At 56.3% G+C, this 24,449-nt stretch carries 21 protein-coding genes, 1 tRNA gene, 1 pseudogene and 1 CRISPR repeat array (1 of these 24 cut by a window edge); of the genes and pseudogenes, 12 read left to right on the top strand and 11 right to left on the bottom strand.

Features of this window, described 5'->3' with window-relative positions; translation table 11 throughout:
- A CRISPR array of direct repeats spans positions 1–374; the repeat unit is 33 nt (it extends 3,496 nt beyond the left edge of the window).
- An 82-nt stretch (positions 375–456) separates the two neighbouring features.
- Positions 457–699: a ribbon-helix-helix protein, CopG family gene (locus tag CE153_RS04465; RefSeq protein WP_099595264.1), complete on the top strand. Its 243-nt coding sequence runs from the start codon at positions 457–459 to the stop codon at positions 697–699.
- A gap of 209 nt (positions 700–908) precedes the next feature.
- On the opposite strand, the gene CE153_RS04460 is transcribed toward CE153_RS04465, so the two are convergent.
- The 3 genes from CE153_RS04460 to CE153_RS04450 all read right to left on the bottom strand — a co-directional run bounded on the left by CE153_RS04460 (position 909) and on the right by CE153_RS04450 (position 4,203).
- Positions 909–2,135: a MalY/PatB family protein gene (locus CE153_RS04460; RefSeq protein WP_099595263.1), complete on the bottom strand. Its 1,227-nt coding sequence runs from the start codon at positions 2,133–2,135 to the stop codon at positions 909–911.
- A gap of 189 nt (positions 2,136–2,324) precedes the next feature.
- Positions 2,325–3,341 carry a LysR family transcriptional regulator gene (locus tag CE153_RS04455; protein WP_099595262.1) on the bottom strand — a complete coding sequence of 339 codons (1,017 nt, stop codon included), beginning with the start codon at positions 3,339–3,341 and terminating at the stop codon, positions 2,325–2,327.
- A 13-nt stretch (positions 3,342–3,354) separates the two neighbouring features.
- Entirely contained in the window at positions 3,355–4,203 is an 849-nt protein-coding gene (locus CE153_RS04450) for a patatin-like phospholipase family protein (RefSeq protein ID WP_039199042.1), read from the bottom strand.
- 155 nt (positions 4,204–4,358) lie between these two features.
- Here CE153_RS04450 and CE153_RS04445 point away from each other — a divergent pair, with 155 nt between their 5' ends.
- Positions 4,359–5,297 (top strand): isoaspartyl peptidase/L-asparaginase family protein, encoded by a 939-nt coding sequence (locus CE153_RS04445; RefSeq protein WP_144166037.1) that lies wholly within the window; start codon positions 4,359–4,361, stop codon positions 5,295–5,297.
- 131 nt (positions 5,298–5,428) lie between these two features.
- Here CE153_RS04445 and CE153_RS04440 read toward each other — a convergent pair whose 3' ends face one another.
- The 3 genes and pseudogenes from CE153_RS04440 to murI all read right to left on the bottom strand — a co-directional run bounded on the left by CE153_RS04440 (position 5,429) and on the right by murI (position 8,261).
- A complete protein-coding gene (locus tag CE153_RS04440) occupies positions 5,429–7,078 on the bottom strand; it encodes a peptide ABC transporter substrate-binding protein (protein ID WP_374110575.1) in 1,650 nt (549 codons plus the stop codon).
- 169 nt (positions 7,079–7,247) lie between these two features.
- Positions 7,248–7,472 (bottom strand): annotated as a pseudogene (locus tag CE153_RS08830) (DUF6363 domain-containing protein); the annotation flags it as partial.
- A gap of 12 nt (positions 7,473–7,484) precedes the next feature.
- Positions 7,485–8,261 carry a glutamate racemase gene (gene murI / locus CE153_RS04435; protein WP_099595259.1) on the bottom strand — a complete coding sequence of 259 codons (777 nt, stop codon included), beginning with the start codon at positions 8,259–8,261 and terminating at the stop codon, positions 7,485–7,487.
- Positions 8,262–8,327: 66 nt separating this feature from the next.
- On the opposite strand from murI, the gene dapF reads away from it, so the two are divergent.
- Positions 8,328–9,227, top strand: coding sequence for a diaminopimelate epimerase (gene dapF / locus CE153_RS04430; RefSeq protein WP_099595257.1), 900 nt, complete (start codon positions 8,328–8,330; stop codon positions 9,225–9,227).
- Between the two features lie 141 nt (positions 9,228–9,368).
- Here the strand turns inward: dapF and CE153_RS04425 are convergent, their stop codons facing one another.
- A complete protein-coding gene (locus CE153_RS04425) occupies positions 9,369–10,037 on the bottom strand; it encodes a vitamin K epoxide reductase family protein (RefSeq protein ID WP_180753399.1) in 669 nt (222 codons plus the stop codon).
- A gap of 90 nt (positions 10,038–10,127) precedes the next feature.
- Between CE153_RS04425 and CE153_RS04420 the strand changes: the two genes are divergently transcribed.
- Positions 10,128–11,006 (top strand): PHP domain-containing protein, encoded by an 879-nt coding sequence (locus CE153_RS04420; RefSeq protein WP_099595255.1) that lies wholly within the window; start codon positions 10,128–10,130, stop codon positions 11,004–11,006.
- Between the two features lie 176 nt (positions 11,007–11,182).
- Here CE153_RS04420 and CE153_RS04415 read toward each other — a convergent pair whose 3' ends face one another.
- Entirely contained in the window at positions 11,183–11,407 is a 225-nt protein-coding gene (locus tag CE153_RS04415) for a DUF3107 domain-containing protein (protein ID WP_099571373.1), read from the bottom strand.
- Positions 11,408–11,467: 60 nt separating this feature from the next.
- On the bottom strand, positions 11,468–12,988 hold the full coding sequence (locus CE153_RS04410; RefSeq protein WP_099595253.1) for a phosphotransferase: 1,521 nt from the start codon (positions 12,986–12,988) through the stop codon (positions 11,468–11,470).
- Between the two features lie 217 nt (positions 12,989–13,205).
- On the opposite strand from CE153_RS04410, the gene CE153_RS04405 reads away from it, so the two are divergent.
- Positions 13,206–14,705 (top strand): ATP-dependent helicase, encoded by a 1,500-nt coding sequence (locus CE153_RS04405; RefSeq protein WP_410050008.1) that lies wholly within the window; start codon positions 13,206–13,208, stop codon positions 14,703–14,705.
- Positions 14,706–14,727: 22 nt separating this feature from the next.
- Here the strand turns inward: CE153_RS04405 and CE153_RS04400 are convergent, their stop codons facing one another.
- Positions 14,728–16,305 carry a zinc-dependent metalloprotease gene (locus CE153_RS04400; RefSeq protein WP_099595250.1) on the bottom strand — a complete coding sequence of 526 codons (1,578 nt, stop codon included), beginning with the start codon at positions 16,303–16,305 and terminating at the stop codon, positions 14,728–14,730.
- A gap of 57 nt (positions 16,306–16,362) precedes the next feature.
- Here CE153_RS04400 and CE153_RS04395 point away from each other — a divergent pair, with 57 nt between their 5' ends.
- The 3 genes from CE153_RS04395 (at position 16,363) to CE153_RS09095 (ending at position 18,032) form a co-directional block, all read left to right on the top strand.
- Positions 16,363–17,265 (top strand): YlbL family protein, encoded by a 903-nt coding sequence (locus tag CE153_RS04395; protein ID WP_427177921.1) that lies wholly within the window; start codon positions 16,363–16,365, stop codon positions 17,263–17,265.
- An 86-nt stretch (positions 17,266–17,351) separates the two neighbouring features.
- Positions 17,352–17,777 carry a DUF3052 domain-containing protein gene (locus tag CE153_RS04390; protein ID WP_180753398.1) on the top strand — a complete coding sequence of 142 codons (426 nt, stop codon included), beginning with the start codon at positions 17,352–17,354 and terminating at the stop codon, positions 17,775–17,777.
- Positions 17,778–17,909: 132 nt separating this feature from the next.
- Positions 17,910–18,032 carry a hypothetical protein gene (locus tag CE153_RS09095; RefSeq protein ID WP_260847286.1) on the top strand — a complete coding sequence of 41 codons (123 nt, stop codon included), beginning with the start codon at positions 17,910–17,912 and terminating at the stop codon, positions 18,030–18,032.
- A gap of 142 nt (positions 18,033–18,174) precedes the next feature.
- Here the strand turns inward: CE153_RS09095 and CE153_RS04385 are convergent.
- Positions 18,175–18,248, bottom strand: a tRNA-Val gene (locus CE153_RS04385).
- A gap of 208 nt (positions 18,249–18,456) precedes the next feature.
- On the opposite strand from CE153_RS04385, the gene CE153_RS04380 reads away from it, so the two are divergent.
- The 4 genes from CE153_RS04380 to CE153_RS04365 all read left to right on the top strand — a co-directional run bounded on the left by CE153_RS04380 (position 18,457) and on the right by CE153_RS04365 (position 24,397).
- Complete coding sequence (locus CE153_RS04380) at positions 18,457–20,022, top strand: DivIVA domain-containing protein (RefSeq protein WP_099571368.1); 1,566 nt, start codon at positions 18,457–18,459, stop codon at positions 20,020–20,022.
- Between the two features lie 90 nt (positions 20,023–20,112).
- Positions 20,113–21,291, top strand: coding sequence for a 1-deoxy-D-xylulose-5-phosphate reductoisomerase (gene dxr / locus CE153_RS04375; RefSeq protein WP_099595245.1), 1,179 nt, complete (start codon positions 20,113–20,115; stop codon positions 21,289–21,291).
- 87 nt (positions 21,292–21,378) lie between these two features.
- Positions 21,379–22,575: a flavodoxin-dependent (E)-4-hydroxy-3-methylbut-2-enyl-diphosphate synthase gene (ispG, locus tag CE153_RS04370; protein ID WP_099571366.1), complete on the top strand. Its 1,197-nt coding sequence runs from the start codon at positions 21,379–21,381 to the stop codon at positions 22,573–22,575.
- Between the two features lie 109 nt (positions 22,576–22,684).
- On the top strand, positions 22,685–24,397 hold the full coding sequence (locus CE153_RS04365) for an alpha/beta hydrolase family protein (RefSeq protein WP_099595243.1): 1,713 nt from the start codon (positions 22,685–22,687) through the stop codon (positions 24,395–24,397).
- The last annotated feature ends 52 nt before the right edge of the window (positions 24,398–24,449 follow it).

The following is a 24,449-nucleotide window of genomic DNA, read 5'->3' as shown; positions in this document are numbered from 1 at the left end:
GTCGCTCTCCTCACGGAGAGCGTGGATTGAAATCATACCTTGTCGGGCTTCGGATTACGCACGTAGACGGGTCGCTCTCCTCACGGAGAGCGTGGATTGAAATAAATCGATGCAGGCGCTCGTCAAACGCCCCGGCCGTCACTCCCCGCAAGGGGAGTGTGGATTGAAATACGGTCAACATCAGGAAGACTCAAACCGTGAGCCGAAGTCACTCCCCGCAAGGGGAGTGTGGATTGAAATCCTGACGTCCAAGTCCTTGGTCTGCGGATTCCGGGTCACTCCCCGCAAGGGGAGTGTGGATTGAAATTTTTGGACCGTTTGGTCAAGCGAAGCGTGACCGGGTCGCTCTCCTCACGGAGAGCGTGGATTGAAACGACGTTGACCATTGGGTTATATTCCATGCTATGCCGGCCACGGCTAAGTTTTTGCGTGAAGTTACCGAGTAGGAGGTGTGTTGTGATTAGTGATGCCGAGTTTGATCGTTGGGGCGAAGCCGCCGAACGTGGCGATTACGGTGGAAGTAAGGGACCCGTGATGCATGGTCCTATTTTCCCAGTGGACGCCGATTATCCCGATAGTGTCTCGTTGGGTGTTTCCGCGGACATGTTGGCGTTGGTTGACGCGAAAGCTAGGCGGTTGGGCGTTGGGCGTGATGACGTGATACGCCATGCGATAGCGCGCGATCTCGTTGACGCTTGAGCATTGTCCCGGTTGCTTTTGGCTGCCGGGATTTTGTTTACTTGAACATGTTTGTCGGGGTTCCCGCCTGATGAAAATACCCCAAGAGTGTTCCGCACTCTTGGGGTATTGCTTAAAGCAAACTGATTTATAAGCCTTCTCGTTCTAACGCGGGGCGTTCACCGTTATGCTGCCGTTGGTTGAGGAAAACACTGAATATGTGGCGAAGCCTACAATAATCCGTCGGCGTGCAATGCGTTGAACATTCGGTCCAAGCATTCAACCAGCAGCGGATAGGGCATTGCCACGTTCACACGCACGCATCCGACACCTGCCTCGCCGCATGAGCGTCCATCGGTTAGCGCCACTTGCGCTTTCTCAAGGAAGTATGTGGCCGGGTCTTCGATGCCAAGCGGCGAGAAATCAAGCCATGCGATATATGTGCCCTGCGGTTTGATATAGCCGATTCCGGCGAACCGCTCACGCATCTGCTCATCGAACAGGGCAATATTCCTACGCACGTAGGCGAACGCGTCCTGGAACCACGGATCACCTTCGTTATATGCGGTGGTGGTGGCGATTGCGCCGATGGTGGCGGTCTGATGTTCGCTCCACTCCGCCTTGACCGCCCACATGTCACGATCCGCAGGATTGGTAAGCAGCACCTGCGCGCACTTCGTGCCCGGAATATTGAACGATTTCGACGCGCTGGTAGCGGTCATCGACTGTAATGCGGCCTGCTCGCTGATGGTGGGGAACGGAATGTGCTTGCCCTCAAACACGAACGGCGCATGAATCTCATCATTGAAAATACGCACGTCATACTGTGCCGCAAGATCGCTCAGACGCAGCTCCTCTTCCAAGGTGAGCACTTTGCCGATCGGGTTGTGCGGGTTGCAGAGCACGAACGCATGGCATCCGGCCGCAAACGCGCGTTCAATGGCGTCGAAATCGAACAGCCACTGCGCCTCACCGGTTTCGGCGTCGCTGCTTTGCAGCATTTCGATTTCGATCACATTGACGTCATAGAGTTTCGGCACGCTTAGGAACGGCATGTAGGCAGGTGTCGGCACGATCACGCTGTTGCCTGCGCCGACTAGTTCGCGCAGGAAGACCTCGTATGCCTCAAGCACGTCGGGAACCACGCGAATGATACTGGGATCCACATCCCAGCCGTAATGTGTGCGCTGCCAGCCTGCGCATGCCTCTGCCACGCGTTGTTTCCAAGGTTCGGGAATGTAGCCGAGTTTGCAATGGTCACAAGCGTTGTCGATGGCTTCCTGAATGCAGGGTGCTAGGCCGTAGTCCATTTCGGCGATGAACGCGCCGATGCAGCCGGGGTAGCGTGTCCACTTGTCGGAGCCGACTTCGGCAAGGTCGGCTGCGGTGGTGTGGTCGATGGCGTCGGCGTTAAAGCCGGAATCGGTACGATGCTTGATATCCATGATTTCTTCCATGGTTCCAGCATGACGTACGCGTTGGGTGAAAGAACAGTGTGTTCTTGTGCTGAAAGCAGAGATGGTTATGAAGTTTTCTTATATCAGATGCTTTTGCTATTCAATTATTAATCTGATCATGTCGATGCTGAAAAATACAAGAAACATTCGCTCGCATCAGCATTCCGCAATCAGGGAATCAGAAGCGAATCAGATGCTTTCCAAATACTGATGTGACGCCTTTTCGATTTCGTCTTTGACGCGGGCCACTGACGGTCGGTCGTCAGCTTTTCTTGTGACGAAACAGACGGTACGGAATGCGTTGTTGTCGGCAATCGGCAGTGCGGCCAGATTGGACTGCATTCCAGCGGTTGTGGCTAAACGGGATACGATCGAGACGCCCATGCCGACTTCCACAAGATTCTGCGTTGCCCAAAAATCATCGGTCGAATGCGTAATCTCCGGCGTGAAACCGGCGGCATGCGCCAACGACACCAGATTCGCCTGACAGGTCTCACAGCCGGCGATCCACTGTTCGCCGCGTGCCGAAACCAGCTGGACCGGCAGATGCGAGCTTTCATACTGGCGTGCGATCGTGTTGTTCGCGCCGATCAGCAGCATCAGCGGATCGATACCGAAGGGGGAGACTTCCAAATCGTCCGGACCAACTAAGGCGGGCAGTGAATTGTATTGGAAGATGATCGCGCAATCGGCAAGCCCCTGTTCCAACGCGTCCATGGCCTCAGGCGGCTCCATCTGCATGAGGCTCACGCGAATGTCGGACGTTTTGCTGATATGCACGAGTACGCGCGCCACGAACGACGAGCATACCGATGGGGGAGCGACTAGGCGAATATGCGTCGATCCGTTGCGCTGGTATTCCTCCACATCTTTGACGGCCTGCGTAACACGATTGTCGATGAGCTGCCCGTGGCGTGCCAGAATACGGCCGATCGGCGTTAATCCCACCCCATGCGACGTGCGCTGCACGAGTTTTGCGTCAAGTTCGCGTTCGACCTTGCGGATCTGTTGGCTGATGGCCGGTTGCGACCAGCCGGTTTCGCGCGCGACCGCGGAGAACGAACCCAAACGTTCCACATTCCACAAGGTCACGAGAATCTGCGGGTTCAGTGTTTTCGTGCTGAATCCCGTGGCATTCGCGGTGATGCTGATGTCGGTGTTCGTGTTGGCGTTTTCGCGCGTGTTGCTATCGGCTGGAGTGTTCATATAAGGGTAGTGCTCAACTTTTTAGGAATGCGGGAATGGCCTCGGCTGCCGCATAGCCCGCGCGGTACATGCGTTCCAAACCTTCGAACGACTTGCTCAACGTGTTCAGGCCGTACAGGCTTTCCGGCGCGAGGATGAGCACGCGGCCGTCCTGCTCGTATTCCTTGGCCAGCGCCACTTCGTCGTTGTACTTCTGATAACGGTTGAGCAGTTTTTCCGCGGCTTCGGGGTGGCTGCGCTTCAAAATCCTGGCCGGGCCGATGTCCCTCTTCTGTTCGCGTACGGTGTCTTTCGGGCGGGTGAGTATCACCACGATACGGTCGTAGCCGTCATCGATGGCCTTCTGCACCGGAATCGGATCGGCGATGCCGCCGTCGTAATAGGGGACGCCATCGATCGCATACGGTTCGCAAGCTACCGGCACTGCTGATGACGCCTTCATGATATCGAAATTGTCGTAGCTCACGTCGGACTTGCTGAAATACTTCGTGGAGCCGTCTTCGGCGTTGCACGCAACCACGGTGAAATCGGTCGGGTTGGCTTCGAAAGCCGCGTAGTCAACCGGATTTTCACCATCATGATTGCTGAGCGTGCTATACACGTAGTCGAGGTTGGCGAAATTATGGTTCTTGACGTAGCTGTCGAAGCTCGCGTACTCCTTGCGGAACGCGTACTGCGTGTAGAACGTGTGGTTGCGCCCGTGCTGCTTCGCGATGAACGAGACCATGTTGGCGCTGCCTGCGGAAACGCCGTAGCAATGGTCGACGCTGATGCCGTCCTCAAGCATGCGGTCCATCACGCCCGCACCGTAGATCGCGCGGAAACCGCCGCCGACGTCGATCATTGCCGTCCTGTGAGCCATATGCGCCCCGTCCTTTCGCCGTCCGTCCCTTTTGCGGGTTCAATTGACTTTACGCGGTCTAATTGACGTATTTCTGCGTATTCGGTCATTTCTTAGCGAAGAACGACGTAAGATATCTGCGAACAATCAATAAAAATGGAGTGGAGAAGATATCAATGAACGAAGCTGCACTGCCTCAGTCGACGGTCCACATCGCCCAAGCTGATCCGGACGGGATTCTGCTGGTGATTCACGCGGGTGCCGGCAATCGTGGCAAAAAGGATACGCCGGAACGTCGTGCCCAGGTGGAGCAGGATTTGAACAGGGCTCTTGAAGCTGGCTATGCGCTGCTGGAGCAGGGTGCGCCGGCGGAGGATGCCGTGTGCGCGGCTATCCGTGTTATGGAGGATGCTCCGGAGTTCAACGCTGGTCGTGGTGCTGCATTGACGAGCGAAGGCATCGTATCCATGGATTCCTGCCTGATGACCGGTGTCGATGGCGAGGTCGGTTCCGCGTGTGGTCTGACCACGTCTAAGAATCCGATCAACGTAGCGCGTGCCATCAAGGAAAAGACCAAGCATGTCATGTTTGCCAAGCCCGGTAATGATTTGCTTAAGGAGTGGGGAATCGAACTGTGCGACAGCGAATATTTCATCACTCCGGCACGCCAGGAATCCTTGCGCGAGGCGCAATCCAACGGCGATGAGTGGGAGAAGCATGGCACCATCGGCGCTGTCGCCCGCGACTCGTTCGGCAACATCGCTGCCGGCACCTCCACCGGTGGCATCACCAACCAGATGCCGGGACGCGTCGGCGATTCGCCCCTGCCGGGCTGTGGCACCTATGCCAACAACGATTCCGTCGCGATCTCCTGCACCGGCATCGGTGAGGCGTTCGTCAAGGAAGTCGCTGCGCATCAGGTTTCTGATCGCGTTCTGTACGCCAAGGAGGAGCCGGTCGAGGCTGCGAAGGCGGCGCTGGATGGTGTCGCCCGTCATCATGGCGATGGCGGTATGATCGTCGTTCCGGCGCACGGTGAAGGCGCGATGGTATTCAATAGCGAGATGATGAACTGCGGTTGGAAGTCTCCGAAGGGCAGCTACGTGCAGAGTTGATACTGTAGCGGCAAACCGTCAAAAACAAGTCACAAAAGCACAGCGGGGTTCGAATCCATGAAGGATTCGAACCCCGCTGTGCTTTAGCTCCCTTTCTGGACGGCGAATCATTCGTTCGCCGTCCAGAAACATCACTTAGTGATGGTGTTGTAGGTAGGTAGATTGGTGTAATCGAACGACACGTTCTTCACGTTCGTCGCGGACACGGCGGCGACGTTGTCGTTCCACAGCGGAATCACCGGAAGATCCTTGGCCAGCACTTCCTGAGCCTTGGTGAAGTCCTCGGTTCGCTTCTTTACGTCGGTCTGGGCAAGTGCGGCGTTCAGGAGCTCGTCGAATTCCGCGCTCTTGTAATCACCATCGTTCGAACCATGACCGTCAGCGGAGCTGGAGGCATATAGCGGATTGAGATAATCTTCAGCGGACGGGTAATCCAGCATCCAGCCGGCACGGAACGCGGTTTTGATGGTGCGGTTGGTCACCTGGTTACGCACGTCGCTGAACGTGGCGTACGGCTCGCCAGCGGCGTCGATGTCGAGTGTGTTCTTGATCTGGTTGCACACGGCATCGACCCATTCCTTATGGCCGCCATCGGCGTTATAGGCGATTCGGAAGTTGCCGGACCATGGCTTGATGGCATTGGCTTTCTTCCAGAGTTCCTTGGCCTTGGAAGCGTTGTATTTCAGGTTGCTGCCGTTCTGTTCCAGTTTCTTCACATATTCGGGGACGAGCGGTGAAGTGAAATCGGTGGTCGGGGTCTTCGTGTTGTTGTAAACCTTCTTGACGATCTGGTCGCGGTCGATGGCCATGGAAATGGCCTGACGACGCAACTGGCCTTCTTCGTCGTTGCCGAAATGCTCAAGACGTTCCGGAATGATGAAGGACTGGAACGAGGATCCTGCCTGGCTGTAGGCGATCACGCTGGAATCCTGACGGAAGGTCTTCACCGCAGACTGTGGAATCTGATCCATCACGTCGAGGTTGCCAGACAGCACGTCGGAGTAAGCGGAATCCTCATTCGTGTAGACGCGGTATTCGATGCCTTTGTTGGACACCTTGCGGCTGCCCTTATAATCCTTGTTTGGTACGACGATGATGTTCTTGTCGTGGGACCAGGACTTGAACTTGTACGGACCATTGCCAATCGGAGCCTGACCGAACTTCTTGATGTCCTTAAATGCCACGCTTGGCAGCGGGAACATGGATTGGTGCGCGAGCTTGGTCGGGAATACGGAATCAGGCTTGTTCAGCTCGACGACCAGCGTGTAGTCGTCCGGGGTGGAAAGACCGGAAAGTGTGGCCTTCGGATCGACGTTCGGATCCTGCAGCTCGTCATAGCCCTTGATGGTGGAGAATCGGCTTGCGGTCTTCTGCGCGTTCTTCACATTGGCGGCGAAACTCCAGGTGTCGGCGAAGGAATGGGCGGTTACTGCCTCGCCGTTGGTGAACTTCCAGCCTTTCTTCAACTTGATTGTGTACGTGGTGGCATCCTCGTTCGGGGTGATACTCTCGGCGACTTCGAGATGTTGCTTGCCCTTTGCGTCAAAGCTCACCAGACCTTCGAACAGGTATCGAATAACTTTGCCGCCGCCCATTTCGTTGGTGTCGCTTGGAATTAGGCCGTTCTGCGGTTCGCTGTTGTTCACTGAAATCAGCGAGGTGCTATCGGAGCCGTTGGAGGCTGTGTCATCGCTGGACGACGAGCCGCATGCGGCGATCGACGTCAGCATGGCGCCCGCTGCGGCCATGGCCAGCAGTCGACGGAACGCGTTGTTCTTCATTTCATTCTCCTTTAATGTCGGCATTTCCGCCGATTATGTCGGCGAAAAACAATAGGACACAATATAGGAGCTTTATAAAATTTTCGTGTTACGTCTCAATTTGGAAACGAACAGCTCGCAGGCGATGAATACGGCGTGTCCGCATCCAATGCGTGTGCGGACGCCATCCTCAGCTTTCCAGGAATGAGGGAATGGCCTCGGCCGCCGCATGGCCCGCGCGGTACATGCGTTCCAAACCTTCGAACGACTTGCTCAACGTGCTTAAACCATACAGGCTTTCCGGTGCGAGAATAAGCACGCGGCCGTCTTTCTCGTATTCCTTGGCCAACACCACTTCATCGTTCTCTGAAGCTGCTGTTTTCTTGACTCTACGCGCGTATTGAGGACATTTGCGCTCATTCGCCGATCAGCGATCGAGCAGCGACTGTGCTAACCGTGCAATTCGTTCGCAAGTGTCTGAATTCGCAAGTTCAATACCGCCGTCGGCATGGTCCGGCGCAAGTTTGCCCAACGATTCGAGCACCACGCCAAGATGGCGCACGGTACCGGCGTTACCGTCGATGATCGCAGCTGAACTCGGCAGCAATTCGCGGAAATAGTCACGATAGAACACGAAATGCGTGCAGCCAAGCACTACCGAATCAATCGTCGACAAATCATACTGGTCGAAATACTCATGCAACGTGCGCATCACCGTGTCATGATTGTCAAGCAGGCCATGTTCGACGATCTCCACCAAACCGGGGCATGGTTCCGGAAAAATCGTATGATCGGCTTTGAACCGGTCCATCAACACGGCGAATTTCTTCTCGCGCAACGTAAGGGGAGTGGCGGCCACGATCACGCGCTGACGATGGCCCTCACCACGGTCGCATGCCACTTTCAATGCCGGTTCCATGCCGATGATCGGAATGTCGTAGCGGTCGCGCAGTTCGTTGGCTGCTGCGGAAGTTGCGGTATTGCAGGCGATCACCACCGCTTTCACACCTTGTTTCACGAAACGCTCCACGATGGTGTTCGACAGGTCGCGCACCTGTTCCGGAGATTTCGTGCCATATGGGGCGTTTGCGGAGTCGCCGAAATAGAGCACACGCTCATTCGGCATGTTATGGCGGATCTCACGGACCACGGAAATACCTCCCAAACCGGAGTCGAATACGCCGATTGGTGCCGTTGAAGTCATGATTCCTCCTGCGATTGCCAGACTTAGCCTGCCTCCAATAGCCTACCGCGTGTAGAGTGAATTGGTATGAGCATTCCGAACATTGTTTACAAAGCGCACGCCACAGGCAACGATTTCGTGGTGTATGTTGACCCCGAAGGAGCGTATGAGCCGACCGCCGACGAAGTGCGAATGCTGTGCGACCGTCATTTCGGCATTGGCGGCGACGGACTGATTCGTCTCGCCCACCCGAAAGACGTTTCCGACCTGAATGATGCCCAAGTGGACGAATGCGCTGCCGGGGACGCGCAATGGTTCATGGACTACCGTAACGCCGACGGATCATTGGCCGAAATGTGCGGCAACGGCACACGAGCCATCACCCTGTTCGCGCAACGCCAGGGTATCGCCGACCAGCCGGGTGGCAAACCATTCCGCCTTGGCACGCGCGCCGGCGTGAAAGTGCTGACGTCGCTCGGCAATGTGCCCGGCCTCGGCAACGACGTGTTCCAGGTGGAAATGGGCGCGTGGAAGCGTGGTGACCTCGACTTCTACGAGGTAACGATTCCGGGAACCAAGGGTTCCGCGCGAGGCACGTTCGTGGACATGGGCAATCCGCATGTGGTCGCCGTCATCGAAGACGCGTTCTCCAGCCTGCCGACCGTGGAACAGCTTGATCTGGTGACCAAGCCGGTCGTCTCGCCCCAGATCGAAAGCGACCAGAACGTTGAATTCGTGCGTATCGACGAACAAAGCGAAGGCGACAACGAGGGCAGCGCCACCATGCGCGTCAACGAGCGCGGCTGCGGCGAAACGCTGTCGTGCGGTACGGGCCTGTGCGCCACCGCCATCACCCTGCGTGCCAAAACAGGCATCGACCATTGGACGATCACCGTACGTGGCGGCACCTTGCGCGTCGACGTGACCGACGACGATGTGAAACTCACCGGATCGGCCACCATCGTCGGAAAAATCGAACTGCTGTAAGACTGCTGTAAGACGGTTTTCGCGCGAATCTCATATGAGAAACCGAAATCCGCAAATAAATACAAGAGAAGCCGGCTGTTTCCAGTCGGCTTCTCTTGTATTCAGGCAAATATTTGATATTGCATAGATTGTTGGCTGACGTCAGCTGAACAGCATCGGGCCATCCTTGACGAGAATGATCACGATCAATGCCACAATCCATACGGCATCGACCATTAGATCGTAATTAAGACGGTAGTAAGTGCGTACGCCCGCACCTTTGGCCGGAATCCCCTGAACCACCGTCGTGGCATGAGACAACGCCATGAACTGCACGGTAGTGGAGAACATCAGACACAGGCACCACGGGCATAGCGCGTTGATCACAAACAGCGACTGCGAGGTCAGCCAATACGAATAAGCCAGCGCGGCCAGTCCACCCAGCCATGTGCACAACGCAAACCAGCGAGGCACGGCAACCTTCATCAATCCAATCACCGCAATCGTTACAAACACTGATTCCGCGGCGATACCGAAGAACGCATTCGGGAAACTCAAACCGGCGAACTTCACAATCTCAGCCTGCCACGATTCCGCAACCGTGGAACACGACATCACGGCATTCACATCACAGCTGAGCTTTTGACCGGGATTGCGAGCCAATTTCAGTGTCTCGGCGGAAAGCACGAACGATACGACCAGCGCGACTGCCGAAGCGACCAGCATAATCAGATACGTCCAAGTGGCGCCGTGACGCCAGCCGCGCGGTTTCGTATAATCATCGTCGAGAGTGGCTTCGGCAACCAGTCCGCCGGGGAAATCGCTCATCATGCATCCTTGAATCAAAATACAAACGTTGTCATCGCCTAGTTTACGCGGTATTGTGCCGCGTTGCGACGAAGAACAGCTTACGATGGATACATGATTCGCGTAGGCACTGCGGCACCGCCCGCTGAAGGTTGGGACATTCACTGTCATACCGTTTTTTCCGACGGTACGGAAACGCCGCGTGTGTTGCTGAAAGAGGCACGATCATTGCGATTGCATGGTGTTGCGATTGCCGATCATGACACGACCTCCGGTTGGCAGGATGCGTTGGCCGCTTCGCAGGAGATTGGATTGCCGTTGTTGCGTGGCACGGAAATCACCGCCGTCGACGGCAATGTGTCCGTGCATATGCTTGCGTTCCAATATGATCCGTTGAACGCCAATATCAGCGAGATGTTCGCGTCCACCCGCGAGGCGCGACTGCGTAGAACCAAGCGCATGGTCGAACTGATGGCGCAGGATTTTCCGATTACGTGGGATGATGTGCTCGCGCAGGTGCGTGAAGGCAAACGCACCACGATCGGTCGGCCGCATATCGCCGACGCATTGGTGGCTGCCGGCGTGTATGAAACGCGATCCGACGCGTTCGCCGACGCGGTGAGCGCGACGTCGAAATATTACATTCCCACGCCATCGCCGACCACACATGACGTGGTGGCCGCGGTCAAGGGTGCGGGCGGGGTGACGGTTATCGCCCACGCCGGAGACCCCCGGCGTAACCGGACCCTGCTGACTGACCGGCAAATCGAATCTCTCATCACCGAAGGGTTGGACGGTTTGGAAGTGTGGCATCGCGGCAATCCACCCGAGCAGCGTGAGCGGCTGCTTGCCATTGCCGGCAAGCATGATCTGCTGGTAACCGGTGGATCCGACTGGCACGGCAAAGGCAAGCCGAACGTGCTGGGGGAGAACCTCACCGATGATGAAACGGTTCAGGAAATCATCAATCGAGGCGTTCACTTGAGCAAATAATCGTCGAAGGCGAAAATAAAAAACCGAAACGCAATCATCGATGCGTAATCGCGATATGAAACCAGGAACGAGTTGATCGCCCAAAATAGAAAAGTCAGACGTGAACGTCTGGCTTTTCTTGTTACGTCGAAAACGTGTGTTTCAGCTCGAAGCTGAAATCTGGTGATGCGAACGGATCAGAGGTTGCCGAAACCGACGGCGTGCTTGGTTTCGGAACCGATGATGGCGTAGCCGAGCGAGCCTGCCGGCACCACAATGCGACGGCCCTTGGCGTCCGTCAGATTGATGGTCTTGCCGTTCTCCACGGCGTCGGCGATGGCCGTGTTGACCTCATCGGCGCTCTGTTCGGTGCTGAAGGTGACGGTGCGGGCCACATTCTGAATGCCGAGTTCAATATCCATGGATGCTCCTTCGTGATAATGCGCAATGCATGCGCACATGTATGTACGGGTTATGTGTGCCTATTCTACGCGTGGCTTCTCATCGGTGGCGTCTTCCGCCTCCCACTGATTGATCTGCGCCTGCGCTTTCTGCATGGTCGCCTCATCTCGTTCCAGCAGTGGAATGAGTACTGTTGCGGCCTCGCTATGCGATGCGGGAATCGATTCTTCGTTCGTATCGTCGTTGTCGTCGGCCGTTCCCAGCCTGCTGATTACCATGGTGGAACTTGACGGCATGGATTCGTGCCGTTCTTTTGCGGAACGTTCCGGAATGAAGGTACTGACCGGGGTCGCCTCACGCTCATTCGTATTGTCGGACGGTGCTTGTGATTGCTGGGTTCCGGCCGGTGCGAACGCTTCCGTCGCGTCGTTGACGATTTCCTTCGTCTTGCGGACCGGCTGGGAGCCGGTCACGTCGAAATCTCCAGTGGAATCATCCATGTCTACGGCGTCGATGTGACGTTCGCCGGTCGTGTCGGAATTATTCTGCTGTGCGGCCGCGTTACGGCGACGCTCCGATTCGTTCAGTAACGTGCCTACGGTGATCGTGCTCGGCGGGCGCTGGGGATGATCCTTGGATTCCTGCCTCGGTTCGGTTTGTGCGCGATTCTTTGCCGTGACAACACCCAACTGGTGCGCCAAACGTTCCACCTGTGCCTTGAATTGCATGATCTTGGCGTTGTCCGCCTTGTTCAAAGCGGAAATGAAATCGCCGACCTGTTCCATCTGCAGCCACAGATTCGCGCGCAGCATAATCAGATCATCCAAACGGTTACCCAACATGCGACCATATGCGGAAAGCAGGGCGTTACGGTGATTCTCATCAAGTTTGGCGAAAATCCAAGACAAATCGCGAGCAGGATCGTTTACCTGCATGTCCTGCCAATTCGTGACCGCGGTGATGGACGAACCGGAAAACAGCAGATCGCCGTCGCGCAACCCGCCATGCACCGGGCAAGTGGAGAACGACCATAGCCCGTCGGTCTCAAGAATATTCGCCCAGCTAGTGGTGATCTCCTGCGGAACATGCCCGGCCTGGCGCAACCGTTTGATCCAAGCGGTCAGCTGAGCGCGAATCTGGTCAGTGACAAACACCGGATAACCCGCTTCCTGAAGAAAATCAGGACGAAGTCGATGGATCGCACCCAGAGCGGTGCCCACACTGGAACAATCATCCAACGTCAGCAGTTCCAGCGGTCGTGCCTGGCCCACATGGTGGGTGGACACGAGCACGGACGTGTCTCCAGTGGCGGAATGCTTTAAATCTCCGTTGGAAAAAGCCACTACGTGATCGATAGCAAACCCCAATCCACCCAATTCGCGGGCTTGCGCCAACGTTTGAGCCGCACGCACACGGCCGGCAAGACGCTTGCGGCCTTCAGGCGTATTGGATGCGAACACGTCATACAGTTTGCCTGCCGTATCCTGAACCACGGCGTGGTCGACGCCATACCCCTTGTCGGTCGAGTTGGTCTGTTCGCTGGCTCGCGTGCCGGCAATGGCGGCATTGGGCATTGTCGCGCTGGTCAGGGCAGCCATCATAAATTTGCTTCGTTCGGTCACAATTCCAACCTTAATACACAGTAGGGGCGAAGATGCGCCGACTTGCCCGTAAAACTGCCGGCAAACCGCCCTTAAATCGACGTTGCATCATATTGCGCAGTCATGACGGGCATATTGGGTGCAGTCAGGCAAGACATGCAATGACATCTCGTGAAAACGCATGCGCCGATGACGGCAATCTGCCACAATGGAACGCATGAGTGCAACAGTGGAAGAGATTCTCGACGGATTAGATGACGCGCAACGGGCTGCCGCCACGGCAGTGGACGGTCCGGTGCGCATTATCGCTGGCGCTGGCGCTGGCAAAACGCGAACCGTAACCCGTAGAATCGCCTATGCGTGCGCCACCAAAGCATGGAATCCGCGAAGCACGATGGCGGTCACGTTCTCCGTCAAAGCAGCGGCGGAAATGCGTAGCCGACTGTCGAAGCTTGATGTCGCAGCCGACGTCAAAGCCGCGACCTTCCACTCCGCGGCCCTCCACCAGCTTCGTCAGGTTTGGCCGGACGTGTGCGAAGGGCCGATGCCATTCATCTGTCGAAATCCACGGGAACTGGTGGAGCGTTCGCTACGCCGCGTCACCACCTTCCAGGTGGATGACGACACCATACGCAACTTGCAGACGGAAATCAACTGGTGCAAAATCTCACTAATCGCGCCGGAAGATTACGTGCGCGTTTGCGCGGCAACGCATCGTCAGCCGCCTTCAGGTCTTGAACCAAGCCAATTCGTAGATGTATACAAAGCGTATGAAGCGGAAAAAACAAATCGCAACGAAATCGATTTCGACGATATTCTGCTGATCGTATGCCATTTGATGGAAAGCGATGATGACGTGGCCTCGGCCATCCGTTCCAATATCGCATGGCTCACCGTCGACGAATATCAGGACGTTTCGCCATTGCAACACCGCTTGCTCACCCGATGGCTTGGCTCAAACCGCAACATCTGCGTGGTAGGAGATCCCGCGCAGACCATTTACTCGTTCGCGGGCGCAAGCAGTTACAGTCTGCTCAATTTCGCTTCGGAATTCGGTCCGCTCACCGCAGATATCAACCTCAACAATGACTACCGTTCCACGCCGCAGATCGTCAACTATGCCAATCGTATACTTGCCGCATCGCCGCAACGGGCCGATTATCTGAAGCTTAGCTCTGAAAGGAGCAAAGGGCGGAGGGTTGTGGAAACCATATACGGCAATGATTGGGAAGAAGCGCAAGGCGTAGCGGCACGTATTCGTAAACTGGTGGATGCGGGGGAGTCGACGGCCGATTGCGCGATCCTCACCAGAGTCAACGCGCAGCAGAAAATCCTGTGCAAGGCATTGGGCAAACAGCATCTGAGATATCGCGTGCGCAGGGATAGCGGGTGGCAGAATTCTGCGCTTTCCGACGATGTACAAACCAGATTGGCCATGTTGGAGGCATTGGGCGTCGGTGCGGATCTTAGCGGCGTGACCATTTCCACCATCCATGCATCCAAGGGTCTGGAATTCAAACACGTATTCCTCATCGGCTGCTCGGAAGGGCTCATACCGTATGGGGCGCCGCAGGAGGGCGACGTGCTTGAAGAGGAGCGCAGACTCATGTATGTGGCCGTGACGCGCGCCGAGGACACGTTGGACGTCTCATATGCGCGCACCCGTGAAGGCAATGAGGGCGAAAGGGCACGACGAGTGTCGCGCTTCTTCCGCTGATACTGCTAACGGAATAGCGCGATTACTCGGCGTCGGTTTCGTTGTTGCTGCCGGATTCTGCGGAATCGTCAGAGCCGTCGCCATTGGTATCGGATTCGCCGCCCTTGTGCTCTTCCTCGTCAAGCAGCTTGCTGAGTTCGGCATCCCAATCGATGGTCATGCCATCGGCGTCGCCAAGGGGCTGTGGTGCCGTGCCGGTTGCATTGGAAGCGGCGAACGTCGTATTTTCCGTGCTTTCCGACGATCCGTTGTTTTGCGATTGCGAGGCGTTGCCATCGTCATCATTCGGCAGTTGCGGCAGCAGATCGGGATGCGACCATTTCGCGTCTCGTGCCTGCGCGCCTTCCGTGGCGCAGATGTTATCCCACAATGCGGCCGCTTCACGCATGCGCTTCGGACGCAATTGCAAGCCGATCAGGCTTTCGAAGGTTCGTTCCGCAGGACCTCCGATGGCGCGCTCGCGGCGGAGCATCTCACGAAGCTGTTCGATATGCGGAATATGGGCCATGCCGGCGCGCCACACTACGGTGTCTACCCAGCCCTCGACCAAGGCGAGCAGATTCTCCAGCGATTTCATGGCCTGCTGTTGTTCAGGCGTGTCGGGGAACGCCACCTTGGTGATGTTCACCGCGTCGGCCATGGAATCCGGGTCGACGGACTGCGCATCGCGGATCTGCTCCTCCATGGCGTCCAAATCGATGCTGGTGCCACGGGCATATTTGCCCAACAGCGCCTCGAAGCGTGGCATCAGCCACGGCACGGAAGCATACAGGCGCGAATGGGCGAGCTCCTGCAACGCAAGATAGCCCATCACCTCGGTCACATCGATTTCCAAGGATTTGGCGTATTCAACGACGTTCTGTACAATCAGGCCTCCAGCCGGATTCTTCAGCAGCGAAATACCTTGGTCGAAACTGCCGCGCACCTCATGTGACAGATCACCGGCGGCGCGTCCCAACTGCATGGCAAACGACGTGTTGCCGACGAAACGCATCAGCTTTGCCGGATCCTTCATGTCATCAGGAATCGGAATCTGCACCGGACCAGCGAAAATGCCGGAAACTTCTGTATGAAACTCCGAATCTCCAAAGCGCTGAGATAAAATCGAAGCCAGTGCGTCGCTCATCGACTCGGCTATGGGAGATGCGAACTGCGCCCAGGAATCGATGCAGCCTTCCACCCATCCAGCGCGGGTGAGTACCTGCGTCTCGCCCTGTGCTGGATTGAACTCGCAGGCGGTATCGAGCCACAGATTCGCCTCGCTGATGGCGCGGCGGGCCATCTCTCCGTATTCCGCGCTCACGCTGGTTTCAGATCCCTCGCCATTGGTCTGCTGCAGTGCCAATGATTTTGCCAATTTGACGTTGATTGGACCTTCTTCGGTAATGTGCTGGATGTCTCCGAAAGTGTTGAGTCCGCCCGCGGTGAACGCCTGCATCATAGACCTGACTTCAGCCGGTTTGGGAAGCTTGCTTACATCCTGACTCATCAGCTGGTCGCGCAACTCCTCCGGCATGTTGGAAAACTGGTTCCATGCCATCTCGCCTTGAATTGGTCCGAAACAATCGATAAACCATTGGCGGATCGCGTTCTCGTCCATGCCGGCCCTGCCTTTTCCTAAGCGTTTTTTCAAGTTTGGTTGGTTCCATACTATGCTATGGGAGGTATGCCCAAGATGAAGGAAACACGACGAATTTACGGCAAAAACACACGTAACGGTGCTCCGGGACGTGTCAAACGATGGCTGATAAACGCGGAAGGTTGGCTGTCCGCGCGTTCATGGCGTTATCTTGCAGGGCCGGTGGTGGCGGTACTGTGCGTATTGGTGTTGATTATGCCCAGCGCATATGTGGTGCAGATGCCCGGTCCGACGCAGAATGTGCTCGGGGAGGTTTCCGGCAAGCAGGTCGTCGCCGTTTCCGGTGTGAAAACGTATAAGGACTCAGGCCAGCTGCTGTTGGTCACGGTCAATGCTTCAGGTGTGCCAGGATACCCGGTGTCGAACGCGCAGGCATTGGTGGCGTGGGCCGATTCGAAATCCACGGTGATGCCTCAGGAGGCGGTGGTTCCTGTTGGGCAGACCGCAGAGGAATACAAGGATTCCAGCGACAAGGAGATGACGTCATCGCAGGATTCCGCCACCGCGGCGGCGAAAAAGTTTCTGAAAGAGCATGGCTATGACGTGTCCGGCATGAAAGTGTCCATGCATGTGGACGACATCGGAGGGCCCTCGGCGGGCATGATGTACACGCTTGGTCTGATCGACAAGGTGACCGGTGAAAAACTTTCCGGGGGTAAGATCATCGCGGGAACGGGCACGATGAACGACAAAGGTGAAGTCGGCGAAATCGGAGGCATCCGTTTGAAGATGCTCGGAGCGAAACGCGACGGCGCAACCTGGTTTCTCGCCCCGGAATCCAATTGTTCCAGCGTTGTAGGCCATATTCCGGAAGGCTTGAACGTGGTGAAAGCGTCCACTTTGCAGGAGGCATACGATGCGCTGATCGCCATCCGAGACGGCAAGGGTGCATCACTGCCGCAATGCTCTGCGGAAGAGTGACGCATTCCAAAATATAAGAAAAAACAATCTCGCAAAGTGAGCAATTTCACGGTTTGTAACGTATATGTTCGAGCAGTGTTGGTATATTGACGAACGTGAATCAAACGGCATCTGATAACGCTGAAGAATTCGGTTTCCACGCCGGCGACCTGGTACAGGAATGGCTGTGGGACGATGATGTGGACGACTCGATCCGTGCCAAGATCGAGGAGCTGACCGGTGAGGAGCTGGTCGACGAGGACTATGATTCCGCCGTTGATGGCGTGATTATCTGGTGGCGCGACGGCGATGACGAAGACGAACTGTCTGACACCATCGTCGATGCGTATGCGGTCCTTGGAGGCGACGGTCCATTGTGGGTGCTCACCCCGAAGCCGGGACGTCCGGGCGCGGCAAGTTCAAGCACCGTGCAGTCCGCCGCGAAGACCGCCGGCATGAATGCAGCCACGCCACTGACCGTCAGCGGCGACTGGAACGGCATCCGTCTGCGTGCATTCGGTAAAGGCCGCTGATCGTATTCGTTTTGCCCGCCTCGGCACGCTTGGCCAAGGTCGGACGCTCATATAAAGGCTTGGAATCACACCATTCCAAGCCTTTTTGCTTGTGGAAACGGTCGAAGAAGATGTTTCCATGAAATTCCATATTTGAGCGAATGTAATAACCGTGTATATCGCGTTGGATTCTGCCGTTCCATATTGCTGCTTTTTGGTTATGCTGCGGTTACCGCGCCTCGCATCGACGCCGAAGGCAACATCATCGAAGAATGAATCGGTAGCGTTGACAGAGGTTTTGACAAAGCATTGACGGAAGCCATGACTTCTCGAACGTGTACGCGAGGCTGACATGCACGCGAGATAGTTGGGAATATCAGAAGAGTCGGAACGGCTTATTTTCCGCGGAAACGAAAGGTGGGCGATGAGGGACTCGAACCCCCGACATCCACCGTGTAAAGGTGGCGCTCTAACCAACTGAGCTAATCGCCCGCAAAGCTCTACTGTACAGTATTCGTTGCCGGCGACAGCTTCAACGTGTGTCGCGTTGTCAGATAAGGGGTTCCTCTCACGGCAAATGCGTGAAAAACGGTGCGATTTTGAGTGTCAATTCGCTGAATTTTCCACATGAAAGCGGCACGCGTCGAATCAATCACGTAGAGTAGTTGCGTTGAGTAGTGCAGTAGGAGGTCGATAGCCAATGGCGCAGGAACCTGAATCCGAGAGGAACGCATCGGGGATCGCTCGTACTTCGAAGCGCAAGTGGGGGTACGATTCCGAACAGGTGGACGCTTTTCTTGAGCGTGCGCACATGCTATACGAAGGTGAGGGAGCGCAACTCACCCAGCATGATATTCAAAATGTTTCTTTCGATTTGGTCAAGGGCGGCTATATGATCGCTCAGGTGGACGCGGCCCTTGCCCGGCTGGAGCGTGCCGTGGTAGACAAGCAGACCACATGGGAGATCTCGCAGCATGGCCGCGTGGCGTGGAAGGCACAGACCGAAACCCTGTTCAGTCAGCTTGACACCCACTCCAAACGTGAGCACGGCGAACGTTTCAAGCCAGGAGAAGGCAAGGACCCGAGCTATGACCGCAAGCAAGTGGATCGCATCGTCGATCAGTGCCTGACGAAGGCCGCTGGCGAGCTCGGCGTTGAGGAAGTATCGGAAGACGATGCCAAGAAACTCGTCGATCTGAACTCCCAGACCGTGGCGAATGTGATCTTCACCCAGCGCAAGGGCAAGCGTGGCTATGACGAGCGTCAGGTGGATTATTACCTGAACGAATGCGTGCAGCTGCTGACCAGACTCGAATCCTATGCGCGTGTGGCCGACTTCGTGGGCGAGCCCTCCGCAAGCGCGATAGCCGCAGTCAATCCGTCCTCAACAAGTCTGGAATCTCAAGAGACGCAGGTGGTTTCGCCGCTATTCACCGTTCCAGCCGTTTCCGCAGAACCTACTGCGCAGTCCGCTCAGGTTCAAAACGGCGCCGACTCCTTCGATGCTTTGAATAAGGCGGAACGTGAGATTTTCACCACGTCTGCAGCGTCCCCGGTGAGCATTCCGGCCGCTCAAACCGCTGCGCCGACGTATGCTCCCGTGGTTCCGCCTGTGTTCCAGCCGACCGTCAGCACTCCGCCGGCTCCGGTAACTCCGGCAGCTTCTGCAACGTCGGAACCTCAGGCTGCTCCGATTGCTCCAGCGGCTCCGGAACAGTCGTTGGCACACCTGTTCCAAGCGTCCAATGCGGTTGCCGATGAGCCATCTTCCGCAGGAACGGAAACCGAAGCATTCAATCCGCTTTCCGATGATGACGCGCCGAGCTATGATGCTCCGTCCGAGCCTTCGGCTCCTGTGATTCCAGACACTCCGGTCGCGCATCAGCCGGAAGAGTCTCACGGCATCAATATCGCTCCCGATTCTTCGTTGGCTGCCTTGGCGCAGATGGCCCAGAACATCGACGCTCCCGATCCGGTTGAAGACACGTTCACCCCGCGCGTGCCAAGCCTATCGACGCCGAACCTTCCGCAGATCAACACCGACTCGATCGATCTCGGAACCTTGCCGACCGTTCCACCTTCCTTCACGCCGGAACCGGCAACCTCTGCAGATCACTCGACAACGGCAACTCCCGTTGAACCGGCGAAGCCGACAGTGGAAGAGAAGAAGAACGAAATTCAGCCGGCAACCAATCCGATGTTCGGAGCGACCAACAGCAATCTGGATGTCGACATTCCCGACCTGTCGTTCCCCTCTTTTGAATAAGCAATCGCATTGAACAGGCTGGCGTGACCGTCAGCCTGTTTTCACGTTCACACGAGCAAACAAAAACAATACGGAGCACACGCATAACCCATGCAAACCTCAACCGTAGTCATTCTCGGATCCACCGGATCCATCGGTACCCAAGGTCTTGACGTCATCTCCCGACATCTCGACCGCTTCAACGTGGTCGGACTTGCCGCAGGCGGCTCCCACGTGGAACTTCTGGCCCAACAGGCGGCACAATTCCATGTCTCAGAAGTCGCTGTTTTCAAAGAAAGCGCGGCAAAAGCACTACGTGAGGCATTAGAGCAAGCTGGTGCAGGCAATGTGAGAATCACAGCCGGACCGGAGGCCGTGGTCGCCATGGCCGGATCCGGAGCCGACGTGGTATTGAACGGCATCACCGGATCCATCGGACTTGAGCCTTCCATCGCGGCACTGCAGGCAGGATCGCAGCTGGCACTCGCCAACAAGGAATCCGTAGTGGCAGGCGGGCATTTGCTGTTCGACGCGCAAGTGCGCGCCCAGCAGATCAATCCGGTCGATTCCGAACATTCCGCCATCTGGCAATCGTTGCGTTCAGGCACACATGGTGAAGTGTCGAAACTGGTCGTCACCGCTTCGGGCGGGCCGTTCCGTGGTTGGAAACGCGAACAGATGACCGATATCACACCGGAACAGGCGTTGAACCACCCCACTTGGAATATGGGTCCGGTGGTGACCATCAACTCGTCCACACTGATGAACAAGGGACTTGAAGTCATTGAGGCGAGTCGTCTGTTCGACATGCCTCCGAGCCGCATTGACGTGACCGTGCACCCGCAATCTATCGTGCACTCCATGGTGGAATTCCGCGATGGTGCCACCATTGCGCAGGCTTCGCCGCCTGACATGCGCCTGCCGATCGCGCTTGGACTGTCCGCTCCGGAACGACTTGGCAATATTGCGGCGGCATGCGATTGGACAAAAGCCGCGACCTGGACGTTCGAACCGCTCGACGATGAGGCTTTCCCCGCGGTGAGCTTGGCTCGACACTGCCTGGAAGCTTCCGAAAAGCATACGGCCGTGTTGAACGCTGCCAACGAACAGGCCGTCCATGCTTTCCTTGAACATCGTCTGCCGTATCTCGGCATTGTCGATACCGTCAGGGAAGTGTTGGACGAAATGGACGCGGAGCTGCGTGGCAATCCGTTGTTCGCTTCCGTGGAGGAAATGAGCCAACTCGAGCTTGAAGCCCGCCATCGTGCCGACAACCTGATAAACAAGTAACGGAAAACGAAACAAGACAAACAAACGAAACGTGAGTGACGCAAGGCTCCCCGTGTTGGGAGCCTTGTTATTGCAAGGATTTGACGTATGCCAGAAATCGAAAAGCCGTTCCGTAAAACCGGTGAGGCAGCCATTAGCGAAAGCCCATTGCATCCGCGCCGCAAGTCCCGCCGAATCATGGTCGGATCGGTGCCGGTAGGTGGGGGAGCGCCAATTTCGGTGCAATCCATGACCAACACGCTGACCGCTAATGTGCCCGCAACATTGCAGCAGATTGCCCAACTGACCGCAGCCGGATGCGACATCGTGCGCGTGGCCGTGCCAAACCAGGATGATGCCAACGCGCTGCCGGAAATCGTGAAGAAATCGCCGATCCCGGTAATCGCCGATATTCATTTTCAAAGCAAATACGTGTTTCAGGCTATCGATGCGGGCTGTGCCGCGGTACGCGTGAATCCGGGCAACATCCGTAAATTCGATGAGGTTGGTCCCTCCATCTGCAAGGCCGCCACCGATGCGGGCATCTCGTTGCGCATCGGCGTGAACGCGGGCTCGCTCGATAAGGAACTGTATGCAAAATATGGCGGTCCGACGCCGGAAGCGTTGGTTGCGTCCGCCATGAAGGAAGCGCGCATGTTTGAAGACGTCGGCTTCCATGATTTCAAGATTTCCGTCAAACATCATGATGTGATCACCATGGTGGAGACGTACCGTCTGCTCGCGTCCAAAGGCGATTGGCCGCTGCATCTCGGCGTTACCGAGGCGGGTCCCGCATGGCAGGGTACGATCAAAAGCTGTCTTGCATTCGGTGCGCTGCTGGCTGAAGGTATTGGAGATACGATTCGTGTTTCACTGTCCGCACCGCCCGTCGAAGAAGTGAAAGTCGGCTGCAAACTGCTGGAATACATGGGATTGCGCCCGCGTAAGTTTGATATTATATCCTGCCCGAGCTGCGGCCGTTCCCAGGTTGACGTGATTCAGCTGGCCAATGCCGTGACCGAAGGATTGAAGGACGTGACCGCGCCGATTCGTGTGGCCGTGATGGGTTGTATCGTGAACGGTCCAGGTGAGGCACGAGAAGCCGATCTGGGTGTGGCATCCGGCAACGGCAAGGGGCAGATTTTCATCAAGGGCAAGGTTATTCAGACCGTTCCCGAAGATCAGATTGTGGAAACGTTGCTGGCCAAAGCGCAGGAAATTGCCGCACAGATGGAAGCGGACGGACAGATGCCAGTCAATGCCACCGGCCCTGTAGTGGTGCCGGTGACACAGGGTAATTGCTGATTCGTTGAGTGCTCTGATTCATTGATTACAGGAGGTCGATCACAGATTGTGATCGACCTCCTGCTGATTTCGCTGGCTGTTGATTGTCATTTCAGCTGGGGTCGGTACAATGAACGGCGTGTCAGATCAGGAACGTCAGTCAGTCATGTCCAACGGGGAAATCCAATCCAGTCAGTGGACGAGGAGCAAACGACTGATGGTCAGTCTGCCCATTTTCATCATATTGTTGGGCATTCTGGTATCGGTCTCCAATCTGACGGCATCATCATGGAATTACGAGCCGACCGGGCAAACCATCGAAACGTTGACGTCCGACACGTCCGTGACCTTCGGCAATCCTTCGGGCAAAACCCTTGCCAAACAAGGCGATTACGAAGTGACGCAACGCTATGTCACCATCGACGCCAAGCAACCGTCAACCGGTGAGATCCAACATATCAAAGTGCTGATCCGTGAGCCGAAAGGTGCAGGGAATAATCGGCCTGGCGTGGTGTTCATGCATGGAGCAGGTTATGGCACATGCGACAGCTCCTTCGGAGACATGGCATTTGCGCTCTCATCCGCGGGTTTCGTGACGGCTGTGCTTGACAAGCCGGTGTGGTCCACCAACGATGCGACCCGTGACTATCCAGGATCCGCAGCCATCTACGATCAGGTCATCAACATGTTGCGTGATCTCGACAACGTTGACGCTTCGAATGTTGGCATTTACGCGACTTCCGAAAGCACATGGATTTCCTCATATCTGCTTGGGCAAGACCCTAACGTGGCGTTCCAAGTGCTGTTGAGCCCAATGGTGTATTCGCCACGATATTCGTTGGGATTCCTTGCGGCGCAGGATTTCGCGCTGGTCGGAGCGCATGATGGATACCAGTCCATCGTGCGCCGCGCATTCAACATCGATGCGAAATTGTTCGGCCTGACTAATCTCGACCTCGACACGTTGAATCCCCAAGCCTATTCCATTCCCACGCTTGTGGCGTACGGCACCAAAGACGTGATGACCGCGCAGGTGGAAGGCACGGAGGAAATCATCGACATGGCGCATAAGTCGGGCAATTGGGACGTGACCGTGCGCACATATCCGATCGCCAACCATGTGCTCCGACTCGGCGACGAAGCCAACAGCGGTACTCCGTTCGCTGACGCCTACGTGGATGATGTGATCAGTTGGGCCGTCGGTACCACGCAAGGACTGGAGCAGACCAGCGAACGTGTGGCCGGCACCAACCTGTACCAGTCGATCGCGGTTCCGTTGGAATTGCGATCGAATAGTGGGCTGACCATCTATCTAGTGGTGTTGCATGTCAGCATGGTGCTTTTGCTGCTGGTGATCGGCGTGCTGTGGTTGATTGTGCTTGTACGTAAAATTTGGGCGCGTGTGCATCGACGCCGATATGTGTTGGGGCTGAGTCCTGTGTTCAAAAACGCGTTGATTACGCTTGCCGTGACCACCATGGCCACTTTTGTGCTGTTTGGTGCAGGATTGGGCGAAGTGGTTATGGGCGTGGTCAAGCTAGCGTGGGGTGGCGCTCCCGCCGAGAATCCGGGCATGATGTATTGGAGTTGGCCGGTTATTCAAATGGTTTGCGTTGCCGTGGTGTGGGCGTGGTCCCGCGTATTCATGCGTCTTATCGAGGAGGCGACGAATCGTGGTCTTGCACAATGGCCACCGCGTAAGGGGGCTATAGGCGCGATTGTGAGTGGCCGCCAGCCGGTGCTCGCATCGACGCGATTCGGACGTGTGATGTTTTGGATCACGGCGGTCACCATGCTGTATATGCTGTTGGTGTTCGCGTTCTGGGGATTGTTTATTTACTGATATCGCGGGAAAGTGCGGCTGGCGCGAGAATGTGCGGAAAATATATAGTTCA

Source organism: Bifidobacterium sp. N4G05, from assembly GCF_002742445.1.
Lineage (GTDB): Bacteria > Actinomycetota > Actinomycetes > Actinomycetales > Bifidobacteriaceae > Bifidobacterium > Bifidobacterium hominis.
The sequence above is the reverse complement of the archived record's forward strand: the minus strand, read 5'-3'. Positions and strand labels throughout refer to the sequence as shown.